The organism is Xanthomonas sp. XNM01 (genome assembly GCF_014851915.1).
Lineage (GTDB): Bacteria > Pseudomonadota > Gammaproteobacteria > Xanthomonadales > Xanthomonadaceae > Pseudoxanthomonas.
This window is the reverse complement of record NZ_JACVAP010000004.1, coordinates 209,111-226,412: the sequence shown is the minus strand read 5'-3', so window position 1 is coordinate 226,412 and position 17,302 is coordinate 209,111. Positions and strand designations below refer to the sequence as shown.

13 protein-coding genes are annotated in these 17,302 nt (G+C 72.1%); 5 read left to right on the top strand and 8 right to left on the bottom strand.

Going from position 1 to position 17,302, the window contains the following annotated elements; all coding sequences use genetic code 11:
- Nucleotides 1–25: 25 nt before the first annotated feature.
- Nucleotides 26–1,072, bottom strand: coding sequence for a rod shape-determining protein (locus IB242_RS15125; RefSeq protein ID WP_192281223.1), 1,047 nt, complete (start codon nucleotides 1,070–1,072; stop codon nucleotides 26–28).
- A 298-nt stretch (nucleotides 1,073–1,370) separates the two neighbouring features.
- Between IB242_RS15125 and IB242_RS15120 the strand changes: the two genes are divergently transcribed.
- Nucleotides 1,371–2,306: a carbohydrate kinase family protein gene (locus IB242_RS15120; protein WP_192281220.1), complete on the top strand. Its 936-nt coding sequence runs from the start codon at nucleotides 1,371–1,373 to the stop codon at nucleotides 2,304–2,306.
- A 582-nt stretch (nucleotides 2,307–2,888) separates the two neighbouring features.
- Here IB242_RS15120 and IB242_RS15115 read toward each other — a convergent pair.
- The 5 genes from IB242_RS15115 to ubiE form a co-directional block, all read right to left on the bottom strand.
- Nucleotides 2,889–3,158, bottom strand: a complete 270-nt coding sequence (locus tag IB242_RS15115; protein WP_225540696.1) for a hypothetical protein — start codon at nucleotides 3,156–3,158, stop codon at nucleotides 2,889–2,891.
- Nucleotides 3,155–6,460 (bottom strand): ligand-binding sensor domain-containing diguanylate cyclase, encoded by a 3,306-nt coding sequence (locus IB242_RS15110; RefSeq protein ID WP_192281217.1) that lies wholly within the window; start codon nucleotides 6,458–6,460, stop codon nucleotides 3,155–3,157. Before IB242_RS15110 ends, IB242_RS15115 begins: the two co-directional genes overlap by 4 nt.
- 119 nt (nucleotides 6,461–6,579) lie before the next feature.
- A complete protein-coding gene (locus IB242_RS15105) occupies nucleotides 6,580–7,296 on the bottom strand; it encodes a hypothetical protein (RefSeq protein ID WP_192282132.1) in 717 nt (238 codons plus the stop codon).
- 64 nt (nucleotides 7,297–7,360) lie between these two features.
- Complete coding sequence (locus IB242_RS15100) at nucleotides 7,361–9,292, bottom strand: M1 family metallopeptidase (protein ID WP_192281214.1); 1,932 nt, start codon at nucleotides 9,290–9,292, stop codon at nucleotides 7,361–7,363.
- A 233-nt stretch (nucleotides 9,293–9,525) separates the two neighbouring features.
- On the bottom strand, nucleotides 9,526–10,290 hold the full coding sequence (ubiE, locus tag IB242_RS15095) for a bifunctional demethylmenaquinone methyltransferase/2-methoxy-6-polyprenyl-1,4-benzoquinol methylase UbiE (RefSeq protein ID WP_192281211.1): 765 nt from the start codon (nucleotides 10,288–10,290) through the stop codon (nucleotides 9,526–9,528).
- A 158-nt stretch (nucleotides 10,291–10,448) separates the two neighbouring features.
- Between ubiE and IB242_RS15090 the strand changes: the two genes are divergently transcribed.
- The 4 genes from IB242_RS15090 (at nucleotide 10,449) to IB242_RS15075 (ending at nucleotide 14,238) form a co-directional block, all read left to right on the top strand.
- On the top strand, nucleotides 10,449–10,931 hold the full coding sequence (locus IB242_RS15090; protein ID WP_225540763.1) for a GNAT family N-acetyltransferase: 483 nt from the start codon (nucleotides 10,449–10,451) through the stop codon (nucleotides 10,929–10,931).
- Nucleotides 10,928–11,383, top strand: coding sequence for a nucleoside deaminase (locus tag IB242_RS15085; RefSeq protein ID WP_192281205.1), 456 nt, complete (start codon nucleotides 10,928–10,930; stop codon nucleotides 11,381–11,383). The genes IB242_RS15090 and IB242_RS15085 overlap by 4 nt, the downstream gene beginning before the upstream one ends.
- A 616-nt stretch (nucleotides 11,384–11,999) precedes the next feature.
- On the top strand, nucleotides 12,000–12,389 hold the full coding sequence (locus IB242_RS15080; RefSeq protein WP_192281203.1) for a Rap1a/Tai family immunity protein: 390 nt from the start codon (nucleotides 12,000–12,002) through the stop codon (nucleotides 12,387–12,389).
- Between the two features lie 76 nt (nucleotides 12,390–12,465).
- Nucleotides 12,466–14,238, top strand: a complete 1,773-nt coding sequence (locus IB242_RS15075) for an EAL domain-containing protein (protein WP_192281200.1) — start codon at nucleotides 12,466–12,468, stop codon at nucleotides 14,236–14,238.
- Nucleotides 14,239–14,499: 261 nt separating this feature from the next.
- Here the strand turns inward: IB242_RS15075 and IB242_RS15070 are convergent, their stop codons facing one another.
- Together IB242_RS15070 and IB242_RS15065 are read right to left on the bottom strand one after the other, a co-directional pair.
- Nucleotides 14,500–16,560: a TonB-dependent copper receptor gene (locus IB242_RS15070; RefSeq protein WP_192281197.1), complete on the bottom strand. Its 2,061-nt coding sequence runs from the start codon at nucleotides 16,558–16,560 to the stop codon at nucleotides 14,500–14,502.
- A 70-nt stretch (nucleotides 16,561–16,630) separates the two neighbouring features.
- Complete coding sequence (locus IB242_RS15065; RefSeq protein ID WP_192281195.1) at nucleotides 16,631–17,023, bottom strand: DUF2946 family protein; 393 nt, start codon at nucleotides 17,021–17,023, stop codon at nucleotides 16,631–16,633.
- Between the last annotated feature and the right edge of the window lie 279 nt (nucleotides 17,024–17,302).

The following is a 17,302-nucleotide window of genomic DNA, read 5'->3' as shown; positions in this document are numbered from 1 at the left end:
GCGGCGGGGCCGGCCGGGCCGGGCATCAGTCCGGCGCGAAGAACTCGTTGCCGTGCATGTCGACCAGCTCCAGCGCGCGGCCGCCACCGCGGGCCACGCAGGTCAGCGGGTCCTCGGCCACCTGCACGTGCAGGCCGGTCTCCTCGGAAATCAGCTTGTCCAGGTCGCGCAGCAGGGCGCCGCCGCCGGTCAGCACGATGCCGCGCTCGGCCACGTCGGCGCACAGCTCCGGCGGGGTCTGCTCCAGCGCCAGCTTGACCGCCGAGACGATGCCGGCCAGCGGCTCGTGCAGCGCCTCGAGCACCTCGTTGGAGTTGATCTTGATCATCTTCGGCACGCCCTCGGCGAGGTTGCGGCCGGAGATCTCCAGTTCCTGCACTTCCGACTGCGGGTAGGCGCAGCCGAGTTCGACCTTGATCCGCTCGGCGGTGGCCTCGCCGATCAGCATGCCGTGGTTGCGGCGCACGTAGTTGGTGATCGACTCGTCGAAGCGGTCGCCGCCGATCCGGACCGAGGCCGAGTAGACGATGCCGTTGAGCGAGATCACCGCGACCTCGGTGGTGCCGCCGCCGATGTCGATGACCATCGAGCCGCGCGCCTCGGACACCGGCATGCCGGCGCCGATCGCCGCCGCCATCGGCTCCTCGATCAGGTAGACGTCGCGGGCGCCGGCCTCCTCGGCCGATTCCTTGATCGCGCGGCGCTCGACCTGGGTCGAGCCGGCCGGCACGCACACCAGCACGCGCGGGCTCGGACGCAGCACACGCGACTTGTGCACCTTCTTGATGAAGTGCTTGAGCATCGCCTCGGTGTAGGTGAAATCGGCGATGACGCCGTCCTTCATCGGGCGGATGGTGGTGATGTTGCCCGGCGTGCGGCCCAGCATCTGCTTGGCCTCGGCGCCCACCGCGGCAACCGAGCGGGTGCCGCCGATCGCACGGTCCTGGCGCACCGCGACCACCGACGGTTCGTTCAGCACGATGCCTTGGCCGCGCACGTAGATCAGGGTATTGGCCGTGCCCAGGTCGATGGACAGGTCGTTGGAGAACATGCCGCGGAGCTTTTTGAACATCGGGGGAGGCGATCCTGGGAGGCGGGGCAGGCAGACGCCGTCGCCGGAAGGCGGACTGGCGAAAAAATGGACAACGGGCGAGGTCGGCTAGCCTAGCAACGCCTCTGGGCCCGGGCAAGAAAAAAACCGGTGTAAATGCCGGTTTTCGCGCACTGCCCGGCGCTGGTTCAGGCCCGGTCGCGACGCTTCGGGCTGGCCGTCCGCGGACGCAGCCGGTAACCTTGCGCCGCGGTTCCGGCCGCAGCGCCCCGTTCCCTTCGTCCGCTGCCGGCTCTTCCGGCATCCCAAGGCTTCGCCGATGTCGACCCTGATCTGTGGTTCCCTCGCCTACGACACCATCATGGTGTTCCCGGACCAGTTCAAGAACCACATCCTGCCGGACAAGGTCCACATCCTGAACGTGTCGTTCCTGGTGCCGCGCATGCGCCGCGAGTTCGGCGGCTGCGCCGGCAACATCGCCTACAACCTGCACCTGCTGGGCGGCTCGCCGATCCCGATGGGCACGGTCGGCCAGGATTTCGGCCCGTACCGCGAGCATTTCGAGTCGCTGGGCATCGACCTGTCGCGGATCAAGGTGATCGACGAGCTGTTCACGCCGCAGGCGTTCATCACCACCGACCACGACAACAACCAGATCACCGCCTTCCATCCCGGCGCGATGATGCGGTCCTACGAGAACCACGTGAAGGACGTGCCGGGCGTGAGCCTGGGCCTGGTCGGCCCGGACGGGCGCGAGGGCATGATCCAGAACGCGCAGGAGTTCAAGGAGATGGGCGTGCCGTTCATCTTCGACCCGGGCCAGGCCATGCCGCTGTTCAACGGCCAGGAACTGCGCGACTTCATCGAGCAGGCCGACTACGTGGTGGTCAACGACTACGAGTCCAACCTGCTGCAGGAGCGCACCGGCTGGAGCGAGAAGGACATCGTCGCGCGCGTGCAGGCCTACATCACCACGCAGGGCCCGAAGGGCGCGCTGGTGCACACGCCGGAAAAGACCTACGACATCCCGCCGGCGCACGAGCGCCGCGTGGTCGACCCGACCGGCTGCGGCGACGCGTTCCGCGCCGGCCTGATCTACGGCATCCAGAAGGGCTACGACTGGCTGACCATCGGCCGCATGGGCAACTTGATGGGCGCGCTGAAGGTCGAACACCCCGGCACCCAGAACCAGCGCTTCGACTTCGCCGAGTTCAACGACCAGTTCAAGCAGCAGTTCGGCTACGCGCTGAGCTGAACGCGCCTCGGGCGGCCGGGTGGCCGCCTGGGCGGGATCGCCAGCGGCACGTCCTGACGGTCGATGGCCCGCCCCTGCTTGCGGCAGCCCTTGCCCGCAGGGCCGTTCTGGCCCGTGTGAGCCCATTTCGTGCGTATCGGCTTCGATGCGGCGGCCCGGCCGGCGCATGCAGGCCGGGCCGCTTGCGATCTCAGGCACAGGCGAGCCCGCCGGCCGGGCCCCGCCGCTCCGATCGCCCGGGTCCGGTTCACCGGACCGGCGCTGCCGACATGCGGAACACCCGGCGCCGGTGCCGGCCACCCGGCCTTCCCCCCGGCGCGCCTCCTGGTCCGGCGAGACGGAACCGCGGCACGCTGCCCCCACGCCAGCAGCGCGGAGCGACGTCCAGGGCACAGCGCCGATCCCGAGCCGCAGGCCGGATGCGCCTGCCACCCGCCCGACATTCCCGGCACGCCGACGGACGACGCGCCCGATCCGTGAACGGCTTCACCCCCTGCAGCCGCATCGCACGCCGCTGGCGGTGGCCGCGCGCGCCGGCAGCAGGCCGCGTGGCGAAGCGTTGTCTGGCCCGGGCGGCGCGCCTCAGGGCCCGGGGCTGTCCGTGCCGCTCGGCATCCCGGGCGCGGTGGCCGCCACCCCCTCCAGCCAGGCTGGCAGATCGCGCCGGCGCACGCCTTCGCGCCCGGCCGCGGCCAGCTGCTCCAGCATCCAGGCGCGTCGCGCCGGGTCCTCGCCGGCCAGCGACAACGCCAGGTCGCGGTCCATCCAGCGCCGGATCAGCAGGTACAGCACCAGGTGCAGCGCCAGCGCCGGCACGGTGACCGCCGCGACGATCAGCAGATCGACGTTCATCCCGCCCCCTGCGAGACGCCGCCCAGTGCGGTCGCGACCCGGTCGCGGTCCAGGCTGGTGACGAACGCCAGCGCGCCGGAGGCCAGCAGGGCCGGCGCCACGCTGCGCAGGTCGCTGCCCCAGCCGGCCACGTCGGCATCGGCCGCCGCCTCGATCCCGACCCAGCCGTTGCGGCCGGCCGCCTTGGCCGCGTACAGCGCGATGTCGGCCACGTCGACCACCTTCGGCCAGTCCAGCGCCTCGGGCCGGGCCGGCACGAACGGCAGGCTGGCGAAACCGATCGAGCAGGTCTTGGTCAGGCGGGTGCCGTCGGCGAGCGCGAACGGGGCATCGGCGAAGCTGCGGCGGATGTGCTCGGCCACCACCGCGGCGGTGCCGCGCGGGGTGCCGCGGGCCACCACCAGGAACTCCTCGCCGCCCCAGCGCACCAGGTGGTCCGAGCTGCGCAGCACCGCGCGCAGGCGGTCGTGCACCTGCACCAGGATCTCGTCGCCGGCGGCGTGGCCCTGCTCGTCGTTGACCCGCTTGAAGTGGTCGATGTCGACCAGGAACAGGATCAGGTCCATGTCCTGCGGCGCCGGCTGGCCGTGCGCGGCGGCGCGGCTGTAGCCGCGCACGGTCAGGGCCAGGTCGGCGTCCAGTTGCTGGCGCAGGAAGCGGCGGTTGCGCATGCCGGTGAGCGGGTCGGTCAGGCTGGCCTGCTCGAGGCCGGCGCGGGTCAGCTCCAGTTCGTGGGTGCGCTCCTCGACGCGCTGCTCCAGCCGCTGCGCCTGCAGCCGCAGCTGGCGCGTGCGCCGCCGGTACAGCCCGGCCACCACCGCCAGCGCCAGCAGCACCGCACCGATCCGGAACCACCAGGTGCCCCACCACGGCGGCAGCACCACGATCTCCAGGGTGGTGCCCTCCTCGTTCCAGACCCCGTCCTTGTTGGAGGCGCGCACCTGGAACAGGTAACGCCCCGGGTCGAGGTTGGTGTAGGTCGCGAAGCGGCGTCCGGCATCGGCGCGGACCCAGTCGCGGTCGAAGCCCTGCAGCCGGTACGCGTACTGGTTGCGGGCCGGATCGGCGAAATGCAGCGCGGCGAACTCGATGGTGAACACCGACAGGTCGTGGCCCAGGGTCAGCCGGCGCGTCATCGGCCAGGCGGCATCCAGCGTCAGGCCCGACGGCACGCCCTCCTGGATCGAGCGGTTGAACACCTGGAAGTCGGTGATCGCCACCGGCGGCGGCACCGGGTTGTCGCGCACGCCGTCGGCACCGACCGCGGTCAGGCCGTTGAGGCCGCCGAAGTACAGCGTGCCGTCGGCATCGCGCAGGCCGGAGCCGACGAAGTAGCTGCCGCCGGGCAGGCCGTCGCTGGTGCCGTAGTTGCGCACCCGCCAGGTGCGCGGATCGAAGCGCGACAGACCGGCCGTGGAGCTGATCCACAGCCGGCCCTCGGCGTCTTCCTGGATCGAGCCGATCGAGTCGGCCGCCAGTCCGTCGCGCGAGCCGAAGCTGCGGAAGCGCATGCGCCCGTCGGAGGTCTCCTCCAGCCGGTTGAGCCCGGCCGCGGTGCCGACCCACAGGGTGCCGTTGCGCGCCTCGTACAGGGCCTGGACGCGGTTGCTGTTGAGGCTGGACGGGTCGTCCGGGTCGTGGCGGTGGTGGGTGACGTGGCCGCTGTCGGGATCGAGCAGGTCCAGGCCGCCATCGACGGTGGCCAGCCACAGCCGCCCGCGCCGGTCCTGCAGCAGGCCGACCACGAAATCGGCGCCCAGCGAGGCAGGGTCGGCCGGATCGTGGCGCCACACGCGCATGCTGTCGTCGACCAGGTCCAGCCGGTACAGGCCGCCGCGGGTACCGACCCACAGATGGCGCGTATCGCCCGGCTGCCGGTACAGGGCGTAGACCAGCGGCGCGATGCCCCCAGTCCTGAGCGGTCGCGGCGTGTAGCGGCCGCTGGCCAGATCGATCCGGCCCAGTTCGCGGTCGCTGGCCACCCACAGGCCGCCGGCGCCGTCCTCCAGCGAGACCAGGGTGGCATCGACCGGCAGGCTGGCCGGATCGCCGGGCACGTGGCGGTAGCTGCGCACCTGGCCGCGCGCGATGTCGAAGCGGTTCACGCCGCCGCCGCGGGTGGTCAGCCAGAGCACGCCGGGGCCGCCGCTGCTGACGCCGTACACCCTGGAATCGCTGAGCCGCATCGGCCCGGTACCGAACTGGCTGTAGAGCTCGAAGCCGCCGCTGTCCAGGTCGGTGCGGCTGACCCCGGCCGCCCAGGTGCCGGCCCACAGGGTGCCGCCGCTGTCCTGGAACAGCGACAGCACGTAGCGGTCGCCGATGCTGAGCCGGTCGCCGACCTCGGGCAGGTACTGCAGGAAGGCGTCGGCACCCGGCTCCAGGCGCAGCAGTCCGTGCTGCAGCGTGGCGACCCACAGGGTGCCGCCGCGGTCGGTCAGCAGGCTGGTGATGCTGGCCCCGGCCGGCATCCCGGCCGGCAGCGGCAGCGGCGACAGGCCGTCGGCGTCGGGCCGGGACCGGTACAGCCCGACCTGGGTGCCGACCCACAGCGCGCCGGCGGCATCCACCGTGACCGCGCCGGCGTCGTAGCGCATCGCCACCACCGGCTGGTCGTTGGTCGCCAGCGACATGTGCACGAAGCGCGCCTCGCCGGCGCGCAGCCGGTCCACGCCCTGCGGCGTGCGCACCCACAGGCTGCCGGCCGGATCCATCGCCAGCGCGCCGACGGTGTTGCTGGACAGCCCGCCCGCACCGCCTTCGCGGAACAGGCGCAGCATCCGCCGCTCGACCGCATCGACCTGGACCAGGCCGTGCATCGTGCTCAGCCACAGCCGGCGCTGCGGGTCGAGCAGCATCGCGTGCACGCCGCGGCTCTGCTCGGGCAGGCCGTCCAGCGCGAGCGGCTCGAAGCAGCCGCGCTGCGGATCGAAGCGGTCCAGACCGGCGCGGGTGCCGACCCACAGCGCACCGTCGCGGTCCAGCAGCAGCGACTGGACCCAGTTGTCGGCGATGCTGCAGGGGTCGTCGCGGTCGTGCCGGTAGACGGTGAAACGGTAGCCGTCGAACCGGGCCAGGCCGGTCTGGGTACCGAACCACATGAAGCCCTGCGCATCCTGCGCCACGGCGATCACCGACTCCTGCGGCAGGCCGTCGTCGACGCCGAGCTGGCTGAAGCGCAGCGTGCGCGGCGCGGCCAGCAGCGTGGCGCTGGCCAGCAGCAGGCACAGGACCAGCAGGCCGCGCCACCAGGCGCACCTGCCCCGTCCTGCCCTGGTTTCGATCCTGCCCCTGTCCAGCATCGACCCTGTCGCCATGGTCTGGTGTGAGCCCGTCCCGGGCCGCGGCGCCGGTCATCCCGCGCCGGCTTCCTGTCTAGCGGCCGCCAGCGACGGCCCTGAACCTCGGTCGCGGCGCGCGGTCAGTCCCAGCCCGGCATCTGGCTGCGGTCCAGGCCGTCGACCTCGAACTCCACCGTGCGGGTCCCGGCGTCCTTCAGCGGGATCGCGATGCTCAGCGTGCCGGCGCCGTCCAGCCGCTTCCACAGGCCCTTGTGGTCCTCGATGAACAGTGCGATGGCCTCGTCGGTGCGCGGGCGCCAGGCCGACATCGCGCGGGTGGTCCCGCCGAAGCCCACCTGCAGCCTGCAGCCGCCGTAGCAGTCGAAATCGCCGTTCTCCAGCACCAGATAGGCGCTGCGCTTCCAGTCCGGATGGTCGCGGAACACCAGCTGCACCGGACGCGCCGCACCGGCGCCGGTGTCCAGCGGCTCGCGGCTGAAGATCGCCGCCGAGCGCTGCTCGCCCTTGCCCGCCGCGACCCGCGCGTAGTTCCACAACGCGGCCAGCCGGCGCTGCTCGCGCGCGGCATCGGCCTTGGCCCGGACCTCGGCCAGCGCCGGCTCGACCGTCTCGGCCGCCGGCGTACCCGGGTACTGGTCCAGCAGGGCCACGCCATGCACGCGGGCCAGCTCCCAGTTGCCGCCCTGCACCGCGGCGTCGAACTCGCGCTGCAGCTGCGCGGCGGCCTGCTCGCGCGCCTGCGCTTCGGCCGCGGCCTGGGCCTGCCGCTCGGCCTCGCGGTCGCCGCAGGCGGCCAGGGCCAGCGCCAGCAGCGACACCGTCATCGCCCGTCGGATCGTCATCGCGGTCTCCTCGTCGCGCCTGCTGCAGGGCCGGCCGCGCCGCGGCCGGCCCCGTGCGTCACTGCCCGGCCTTGTCCAGCAGCGCCTCGACCGACCCGGTCGTGATCGGGTGGTAGCCCGGGCGTGCCTTGGCGAAGGCCTCGCGGGCGAAGGCCAGGCCTTCGGGCGTCTTCGCCAGCTCGGTGTAGATCGGCATGATCAGCTTGCGCCGGCCGACCCGCTCGATGAAGGCACCGGCTTCCGGCCAGGCCTGGCGGTAGCCGCTGCGGATCGCCAGCGGATACCAGCGCATCGCGATCTCGCCGTTGGCGGTGCCGGTGAAGCGGTAGGCGGTGTCCAGCTGCGACAGTTGCTCGGGCTTGAGGGTCTCGCCCATGCCGTCGATGAAGTGCACCCACTGCTGGGTGGTCCACTCGCTGGTCACCTGCGCGCTCGGCAGCACCGCGCTGCCACGCCAGGCGATGCGCGCGGTGTCGACGATGGCGAAGCCACGCGACTGCGCCTTCTGCGCGGTGGCCGGGATGCCGGGCTGGTTGAGCCAGGCGTCGAGCTCGGCGTCGCTGACCGCGTTCGGGTTCTTGGCCAGCAGGTGCTTGCGCAGGTAGGCGACGAACTGGTCGGTGGTCGCGCTCTGGAAGGCATGGTCGTCGAACCAGCCACGCAGGAACGGGTCGAACAGGTCGCGGCCGAAGCGCTGCTCCAGGAACTGCAGGAACCAGGCGCCCTTGTTGTACGGCACGCCGCTCAGGGCCTCGTCCGGGTCCTGGGTGCCCAGGGGCGCCAGCGCCAGCAGCTGGGCGCCGTCGGCGGTGTCCTCGAGCTCGGCGGCCAGGTCGGCCTGGTCGATCTGGCGCTCCATCTCGGCGGCCTCGTTGCCGTAGACGGCCTCGGTGATGCGCGCCTGCACGTAGGTGGTGAATCCCTCGTTGAGCCAGATGTCCTTCCAGCTGGCATTGGTCACCAGGTTGCCCGACCAGCTGTGCGCCAGCTCATGGGCGATCAGCGAGACCAGCGACTTGTCGCCGACGATCACGGTCGGGGTGACGAAGGTCAGGCGCGGATTCTCCATGCCGCCGAACGGGAACGACGGCGGCAGCACCAGCATGTCGTAGCGCTCCCAGCGGTAGGGACCGTAGAGCTGCTCGGTGGTGGCGATCATCTTCTCGGTGTCGGCGAACTCCTCGACCGCGCGGTCGACCATCGCCGGCTCGGCCCAGACGCCGCTGCGCGGCGAGACCGGCTTGAACACCAGGTCGCCGGCGGCGATCGCCAGCAGGTAGGACGGGATCGCCTGCGGCATCGCGAAGGTGTAGTCGCCGTCGCGGGCCGCGGCCGGGTCGTTGTCGGCGCTCATCAGCACCATCACGTCCGGGCGGCTGGTGACGTGCGCGCTGTAGGTGAAACGCACGCCCGGGGTGTCCTGCAGCGGCACCCAGCTGCGCGCGTGGATCGCCTGCGACTGGCTGAACATGAAGGGCAGCTGCTTGCCCTCGGTCATGCCCGGCTCCAGCCACTGCAGGCCGGAGGCGGCCGGCGAGGTGGTGTAGGTCACCCGCACCTTCGCGTCGCGCTCGGGCACCTGCACGGTCAGCTTGCTGCCGAACACCGGGTCGGCGTCGGCCAGCGCGTAGTCCAGCGCGGCCCAGTCGCTGCCGCGCCCGGCCTCGACCTTGGCGATGGCCAGGTCGCGGGTGTCCAGGACCAGCTCGGTCGCGCTGCCATCGACCCACTCCAGGGTGTAGGTGGCGCTGCCGGACAGCTGCCTGGCGTCGAAATCCAGCTTCAGGTCCAGCGCCAGGTCGGCGATGCGGACCTTCTCGGGCTGGGCGTAGGAGCTCTCGTCGTGGCGGCGGGCATCGGCCGGGGCGGTGGCCGCCGCAGTGGCCGGCGCATCGCTGGCGGCGGGGGCCGCAGGGGTGGCGTCTTCGCCGGAACAACCGCTGGTGGTGGCGATCATCGCAAGGGACAGCAACAGGAAGGGGACACGCATGCTCGGTTCTGCACGACGGAAACTGGGGAAGCGCGCAGTGTAACCCGCGCTCCCGGCACGGCCGTCTACGCCAATGAGCGCGGCAGGGGTGGGCGTGAAGACCGACGACGGCGCGGCCGCCGCCGATAGGCGGGCGCGCCACCGCCTCCCGGCATGCACGCCGAGCGGAACATCGGATGGCGTGGTACGCGACGCCGCCGTCGCCCGGCCAGCCAGCCGGGCGGGCGCGGGATTCAGATCGCGTAGCCGGTGTGCACCGCGACGATGCCGGCGCTGAGGTTCACGTAGCTGCAGCGCGACAGGCCGGCGTTTTCCATCATCGCCAGCAGCGCATCCTGCGGCGGGTGCTTGCGGATGCTCTCGGCCAGGTACTGGTAGCTGTCGGCATCGCCGGCGAACAGGCGGCCCAGCTTCGGCAGGATCTTGAACGAATGGAAGTCGTAGACCGGGCGGAACCACTCCGGACGCACCTCGGAGAATTCCAGCACCCGCGCCTGGCCACCGACCTTGAGCACGCGCCGGATCTCGCGCAGCGCGGCGTCCTTGTCGGTCACGTTGCGCAGGCCGAAGGCCATCGTCACCAGGTCGAAGCTTGCATCGGGGAACGGCAGCTTCTCGGCGTTGCACTGCACGTAGTCCAGACCCGCGACCAGGCCGCGGTCGGTCAGACGGTCGCGGCCGACCGAGAGCATGCCGGCGTTGATGTCGCCCAGCACGATCTGGCCATCGGCGCCGACCCGCGACTTCAGCAGCGCGGCGATGTCGCCGGTGCCGCCTGCAAGGTCGAGCACGCGGTCGCCCGGCTTCACCTGGCAGGTGGCGGTGTAGTAGCGCTTCCAGACCCTGTGGATGCCCAGGCTCATCAGGTCGTTCATCAGGTCGTAGTTGCGTGCGACCGAGGTGAACACCTGCCCGACCAGCTTCTGCTTGTCGCCGGTGGGGACGTCGCGGAAACCGAAGTGGGTGGTGCCGTCTTGCTTGTCGGGGGATGCGCTCATGGCCGCGATTATCGCACCGTCGCCGCCGCGATGCGGCATCTCGTGGCCGGCCGCGCGCGCGACCGCCACGCGGCCTTCGCCGGCGCGGCGCGTGCACGCTGTCGCCGTATCGGCGCGGCGTCCTTAAGATGGCGCCGATGAAGAGCCACACGCATCCCATGCTGGACTGGCGCACGCTGCGCCTGGACCAGTTCGATCCGATCCTGCTGTACGCGATGCTGAAGCTGCGCACCGATGTGTTCGTGGTCGAGCAGGCCTGCCCCTATCCCGAGCTGGACGGCCACGACACCGACCCGCGCGTGCTGCACCTGCTCGGCCTGGCCGGCGACGGCGCCGTGGCCGCCTGCCTGCGGATCCTGCCGCCGGGCATGGGCTACGACACGCCGAGCATCGGCCGGGTGGTGATCGCCGCGGCGTTCCGCGGCCAGGGCCTGGCCGACGTGCTGATGCGCCAGGGCGTCGAACAGGCGGAACGGGCCTGGCCCGGCCACGCGCTGCGCCTGGGCGCGCAGGCGCACCTGCAGGCCTGGTATGGAAAGCACGGCTTCACGCCTGTCTCCGAGGTGTATCTGGAAGACGGCATCCCCCACATCGACATGCAGCGCGACCCCGCGCCGGACGCCACGAGGACCACACCATGACCGCCACGCCCGATTACCGCGCCATGCTCGCCGTCGCCGTCGAGGAGGCCCGCATCGGCCTGGCCGAGGGCGGCATCCCGATCGGCGCGGCGCTGTTCGCCCGCGACGGCACCCTGCTCGGCCGCGGCCACAACCGCCGCGTGCAGGAGGGCGACCCGTCGGTGCATGGCGAGACCGACGCGTTCCGCAAGGCCGGCCGCCAGCGCTCCTACCGCGACACGATCATGGTCACCACGCTGTCGCCGTGCTGGTACTGCAGCGGCCTGGTCCGCCAGTTCGGCATCGGCACGGTGGTGATGGGCGAGTCGGTCAACTTCCAGGGCGGCCACGACTGGCTGAAGGAACACGGCGTCGAGGTGGTCGACCTGGCCGACCCCGAATGCATCGCGCTGCTGGGCGACTACATCGCGGCCAACCCGCACGTGTGGCACGAGGACATCGGCGAGGACTGAGCGCCTTGCGCCCCGTTGGCGGACGCCGCGCGGCCTGTGCGGCGATGCACCGTCCGCATGCGGCTGCATCGGCAATGAGGTCGGTGCTCGGCGCCCTGCTCATCGGCGCAGGCGCGACGGGTGTGTCGGGTGATGACGCCCCTCGGCGCGCGCGTCCGTCAGGCGTGGACCTCGCCGGTCCGCGGCGACGCCCCGGCCTCTCACGCGACCGGCGCTGGTCATTTCTTCGCCATCCCGCTTGACAGCCCCGCCCTGCAAGGCCGCCAGGCGGTTATCCACAACCTTGCCCGGAGCTCATCCACACCCGGTGTGGACAACCTCGTCCGGCAGCGTGGATGCCGCCCGCTCCGGCATGGGTGAGCGGTGGCCGATGCCGCGCCCGGTCGCCTCCGGCCACGCGGCTGACGGCAGACCGTCGTCAGGGCCGAGCGGCGGCGGATGATCGACCTGCCGGGCACCGCGCTGACCCCGGACTGGATCGGCCGCCAGGCGCCGCGCTGCCGTTCCGTGGCCGCCGGTTGCCGCCTGCGCAACGGCACGGGCCGGCGCACGCCGACGTGAACCGACACGCGCCGCAGCCGTGCGCGGCACCGGCCTGCGGCGTTACCCTGCCGGCATGACACGTCCGACCTCGCTGTGCCTGACCTTCCTGCTCGTGGTGGCGCCGTGCGCCGCAACCGCGATCGCCGCCGACCGGACCTGGCAGCTGGACGGCACCGAACTGCTGGCCGCGCTGCGCGGCGATGGCTGGGCCGGCGGGTCCGCCGGTCCGGTCGACCGTGCCGGTGCCAGCGGACGCGGTGCGGCCTACGTGGCGGCGGTGGCGGACCTGCAGGCCGGACACGGCTGGTGTGGCCATGGCCGGATCCTGCCGCATGAACTGGTCGACCGCGTGTACACGCACCTGCAGGCGCTGCCGCCCGAACGGCTGCGTGGCAATGCGGCGCCGCTGGTCGCCGAGGCGCTGCGCGGCGTCGCGCCGTGCCCGGCCGCCGCCGCCGACTGAGCGACGCCACGCGCCCCGCATCGCCCCGATGGCACGTCGCGCCACTGTCATCAAGCCTGCGTAGCCTCGCCGGCCGATGTCATCCACTCGCACGCCAGACGCGATGCTCGACGCCGCATTCGCCCCCGGCGGGCTGCACGCCGTGTACCAGCCGGTGGTGCGTCTGGACGACAACCGCGTGGTCGCCCATGAGGGCCTGATGCGGATGACCGGTTCCGCGCGCTCGCCGCTGGAACTGCTCGACGCGGCGCGCGCGCGCGGCCGCCTGGCGGAACTGGAGATCCTGGCGGCGCGTACGGTGGCCGGTGGCTTCGACTTCGCGCGTGGCGGGCGCCTGCTGGTCAACCTCAGCGCGCACGCGATCCTGCAGGAGGCGCTGCGGCCGCAGCAGCTGATCGAGACGCTGCAGTCGGCCGGCTACGACCTGGGCCGCTTCGTGATCGAGATCGCCGAGCGCGACATCGTCGAGGACGACGGTCGCCTGGCCGACACGCTCGGCTACCTGCGGGCGGCCGGCGTGCGCATCGCGCTGGACGACTTCGGCAACGGCCATTCCAACTTCCGGCTCTGGCACGAACTGGCGCCGGAGTACGTCAAGATCGACCGCTACCTGGTCCACGACATCGCCGCCAGCGCCGGCCGCCTGGCGATTGTGCGCGCCCTGGTCCAGGTCGCCGACAGCCTCGGCGCCGACCTGGTCGCCGAGGGCATCGAACGGCTCGAGGACCTGGCCATCGTGCGCGACCTCGGGATCCGGTTCGCGCAGGGCTACCTGCTCGGGCGCCCGGCCCCGCAGGTGGTGGAGGTCGTGCCCGCCAGCGTGACCCACGCGCAGCAGGCGATGCGCCCGGTGTGGCCACGCAGCGAGCGTCCCTCCGGGTTCCGGCGGATGAGTGCGCGGCACCTGCTGCTGGATGCGCCGTCGCTCAGCGAGGAGGCGACCAACTTCGACGCCGAGCAGCTGTTCCGTACCCACAGCCAGCTGCACGCGCTGCCGGTGGTGGACCGCCACGCGCAGCCGCTGGGCCTGCTCAACCGCCGCGTGTTCAACGAGCGCATGGCGGTGCCGTTCGCGCGCGAACTGCTCGGACGCAAGCCGTGCACGCAGCTGATGCATGCCGCGCCGATCGTCTGTGACGTCGAACAGAGCGTGGATGCGATGTCCGAGATCCTGCTCGGCGAGGACCAGCGCTACCTGTCGGACGGCTTCATCATCACCGCCGGCGGGCGCTACCTCGGCGTGGGCACCGGCGAGGCGCTGGTGCGGCGCGTGACCGAGATGCGGATCGAGGCGGCGCGCTACGCCAATCCGCTGACCATGCTGCCGGGCAACATCCCGATCGCCGAACACATCGCGCGCCTGGTCGATGGCGGCCAGCCGTTCGTCGCCGCCTACTGCGACCTGGACAGCTTCAAGCCCTACAACGACCAGTACGGCTATTTCCGCGGCGACGGCATGATCCGGCTGGTCGCCTCGACCCTGCTCAAGCACGTCGACCCGGCCTGGGACTTCGTCGGCCACGTCGGCGGCGACGACTTCGTGGTGCTGCTGCAGAGCGCGGACTGGGAGCGCCGCTGCCAGGCGGTGGTGGCCGAGTTCAATGCCTCCGCGCGCGGGCTGTTCGATGCCGGCGATCTCGCCCGCGGCGTGCTCGAGGGCGAGGACCGCGCCGGCCGCTATGCGACCTTTCCGCTGACCACGCTCACCATCGGCGTGGTCGAGATCGCACCCGGCGAGGATGTCGGCGCCGAAGAGATCGCCTCGCGTGCGGCGGCGGCCAAGCGGCACGCAAAGCGCCACCGGCTCGGCGTCCACGTCGCGCGCGACACGCCCGCGCTCAGCGCCTGAGCGCACCTCCGCGGCAGGAGCGCAGGCGGGCGACGGCCCGACGCGACATCCGGTCTGCACCGGATGCATCGCGCCTGCGGACGACCCGGCCGGATGCCGTCGGCGCCGACCAGGTGGGGGCTCGACCCCGACCGCCATCGCACACCGCAGAGTCGGCCGATCCCTGGCCGGCGGTGGGGCACGAGCCCCCGGAACGGAACGCGTGGGACGCGGCGTTCGACCAGCGTGCGCCACCCGGGGCGACGCACGCCACGCCACGCTTCAGTACGAGTACGCCAGCTTGATCCAGGCGGTGCGGCCCGGCTCGGCGATGCGCACCGGATCGGCCGGATAGCCGAAGTCGGCGTTGCCGGCCAGGTTCAGATGCTCGCTGTACTGGCGGTCGAACAGGTTGTCGATGCCGGCGGTGAGCCGCAGGTGGTCGTCGAAGCGGTAGCCGCCGTTGATCGCCAGCGTGCCGAAGCCTGCGCTCGCATCGAGGTCGCGACCGGTCACGTTGCCCTGCCCGGCCGCCACGCGGTCCTGCGCCGCCACGCCACGCAGCAGCGCGCCGGCACTCCAGCGTTCGCCCTCCCAGGCGGCCGTCAGCCGCATTTCCAGCGGCGGCATCTGCGGCAGCGGCATGTTGCTGCCGCGCTGTTCGCCCCAGGCCCAGGCCAGGGTGCCGCCGAAAGTCCACTGCGCGTGCGGACGCAGTTCGATGCCGGCCTCGGCGCCGTGCACGTCCGCGTCGACGTTGGACACCGACGAGGTACTGCCCATCATGCCGCCGCTGCGGTAGGTGAACAGGATGAAGTCGTCGATGCGGCCGGCGTAGGCCGAGACCCACGCATCGACGCGCTCGCCGCGGAACTGCAGGCCCAGATCGAGCTGGGTGGTCTTCTCGGTGGCCACGCCGGCGAAGGCGTTGGTCGCGCCCATCGGGCCCATGTTGGCCGAAAACAGCTCCCAGTAGTCGGGCATGCGCTCGGTGCGGCCGACACCGACGTACCAGCCCAGGCGTGGATCGGACAGCTCGCGCTCGTAGCGCAGGAAGCCGGCCTTCAGCGTCTCCTCGCGGGTCTGGCCGTAGGTGGGATTGGGCATGCCCATCATGCCGGCGGTGGCGCGGCGGTCCTCGACCTCGGCGCGGTCGGCGCGCGCGCCGGCGACCACGCTGTGGCCGGTCGCCGGCGTCCAGGTCGCCTCGGCGAAGGCACCGAGCGAGGAGAAGGTCGCGTCGGTGACGAACGGCAGCGCGCGATAGGCGCCGCGACCGCTGGCGTTGCGGCGGCGATGCCGGCTGTCCTGGCCGTCGACGCCGGTGGTCAGCTGCAGCGTGCGCAGATCCCAGTCGGCGGCGATGCGCCCGCCGCGGGTGCGACGCTCCACGTTGGACGCCATCGGCATCGGCATGGCGCCGTTCGGGTTGGGCGTGCGCAGGCTGTAGTTGTCCATCACGTGGTCGGCGGTGTTCTCGAACACGTTGGCGGTGAACGCATCGAGGACGCCGCCGATCTCGCGCTTCTCGAAGCGCAGGGTGCGGCTGTCGCGGCGGAAGCGCGATCCGTCCATGCCACGGCCGGCGTAGCGCGCTTCGCCATCGCCGGTGCCGATGCCCAGCTCCAGCACGGTGTCGGCATCGGGCGTCCACGCCAGCGCGGTGTCGACGTTCCACTTGTACCAGGCCGAGGGCACGCGATCGCCGTTGCCGTCGCTGTAGTCGTCGGCGTCGGAGCGGTTGGCGGTGATGCGCGCGTAACCGAGCGTGCTGCCAGCCGTGGCGTCCAGCACCTGGTCGTTGCGGCCGTGGCTGCCGGCCAGCAGGCTGGCATCGAGCTCGACGCCCGGCTCGGCGAAGTACGTCGGCTCGCGTACGAAACGCACGGTGCCGGCCGACGCGCCCGGGCCCCACAGCACCGTCTGCGGGCCCTTGACCACGATCAGCCGGTCGTAGGTTTCCGGCGACACGTAGGACATCGGGTTGTCCATCCGCGACGGGCAGGCGCCGGGCATCGCGCCCTCGTTGGTCAGCAGGTTCAGGCGCGATCCGAACATGCCGCGCAGCACCGGATCGCCGTTGCTGCCGCCGTTGCGGATCGCGGTGAAGCCGGGGATGGTCTTGAGGTAGTCGGCACCGTCGCTGGCCGGCACCGGCTGGCGCGGCAGCTTTGGATCGGTGGACCAGGTCAGCGGCGTGACCGGCGCGGCGCTGGTGACGACCAGACCGTCCAGATCGAGGATCGGCGACAGGTCGGCGGCCGGTGCGGCCAGCAGCGCCTGGGAGGCGAGGACGAGGGCCACCGAGGCGGCCAGGCGCGTGGAGCGCAGCAGAACAGACATGGAAACTCCGGATGACGGGCACGGACCACCGGCGCAGCGAGGCGCTGCGGCACGGCAGGAAAAAGAGCGATCAGGCGCTGGCGGCGGAGGCGGCCGGTGGCCCGCGGCACCCCGCCTGCGGACCGGTACGAGTGACCGATGACGGCACCGCCGCGCGCGGCGACACGCCGGAGCGCGCCACGACGGCATCGGCCATCGCATCGACGGACGGCAGCGCCAGCGACGCGGCGAGCGGGCAGTACACGCAGTCGGCGGCGTCGACGTGGATCTGCGTCGGGTGCGGGTCCATGTCGGATGGCGCGGCGGGCATCGCCTGGGCGCCCGGCACGCAGACCGCGGCCGTGCGCAGTGGCGTGGCGCCGAGGCCGCAGAGGCGGCCGACCAGCGGCCCCAGCATCAGCAGCGCCACCGCCAGCCAGGCCAGCCGGTTCATGCGTCGATGCAGGGTGCGTTCGCGGATCACGGCGCCATTGTCGTCCTGCCTCCCTGCGCGCGGGATGCGACCGTTTGTCGCACCTGGCGCCCGCGCCATCGCGCGCCTGTCGCGTATCGCCGCCTGACGGGCCATCGGACGTCGGCATGGCGGGCAGCCCGGCGCGGACGACGACGGCGAGGCCTTCGCCCAGCGCGGCCGCCTGCGCCATCCCGCCACCGGGCACCGCGCACACCCGCGCTGCGATGCGCGGCACGCTCCGGCAGCGGCGTGCGCGCCACCTCGACGGCAGGTTCTCGCCCCCTGCAC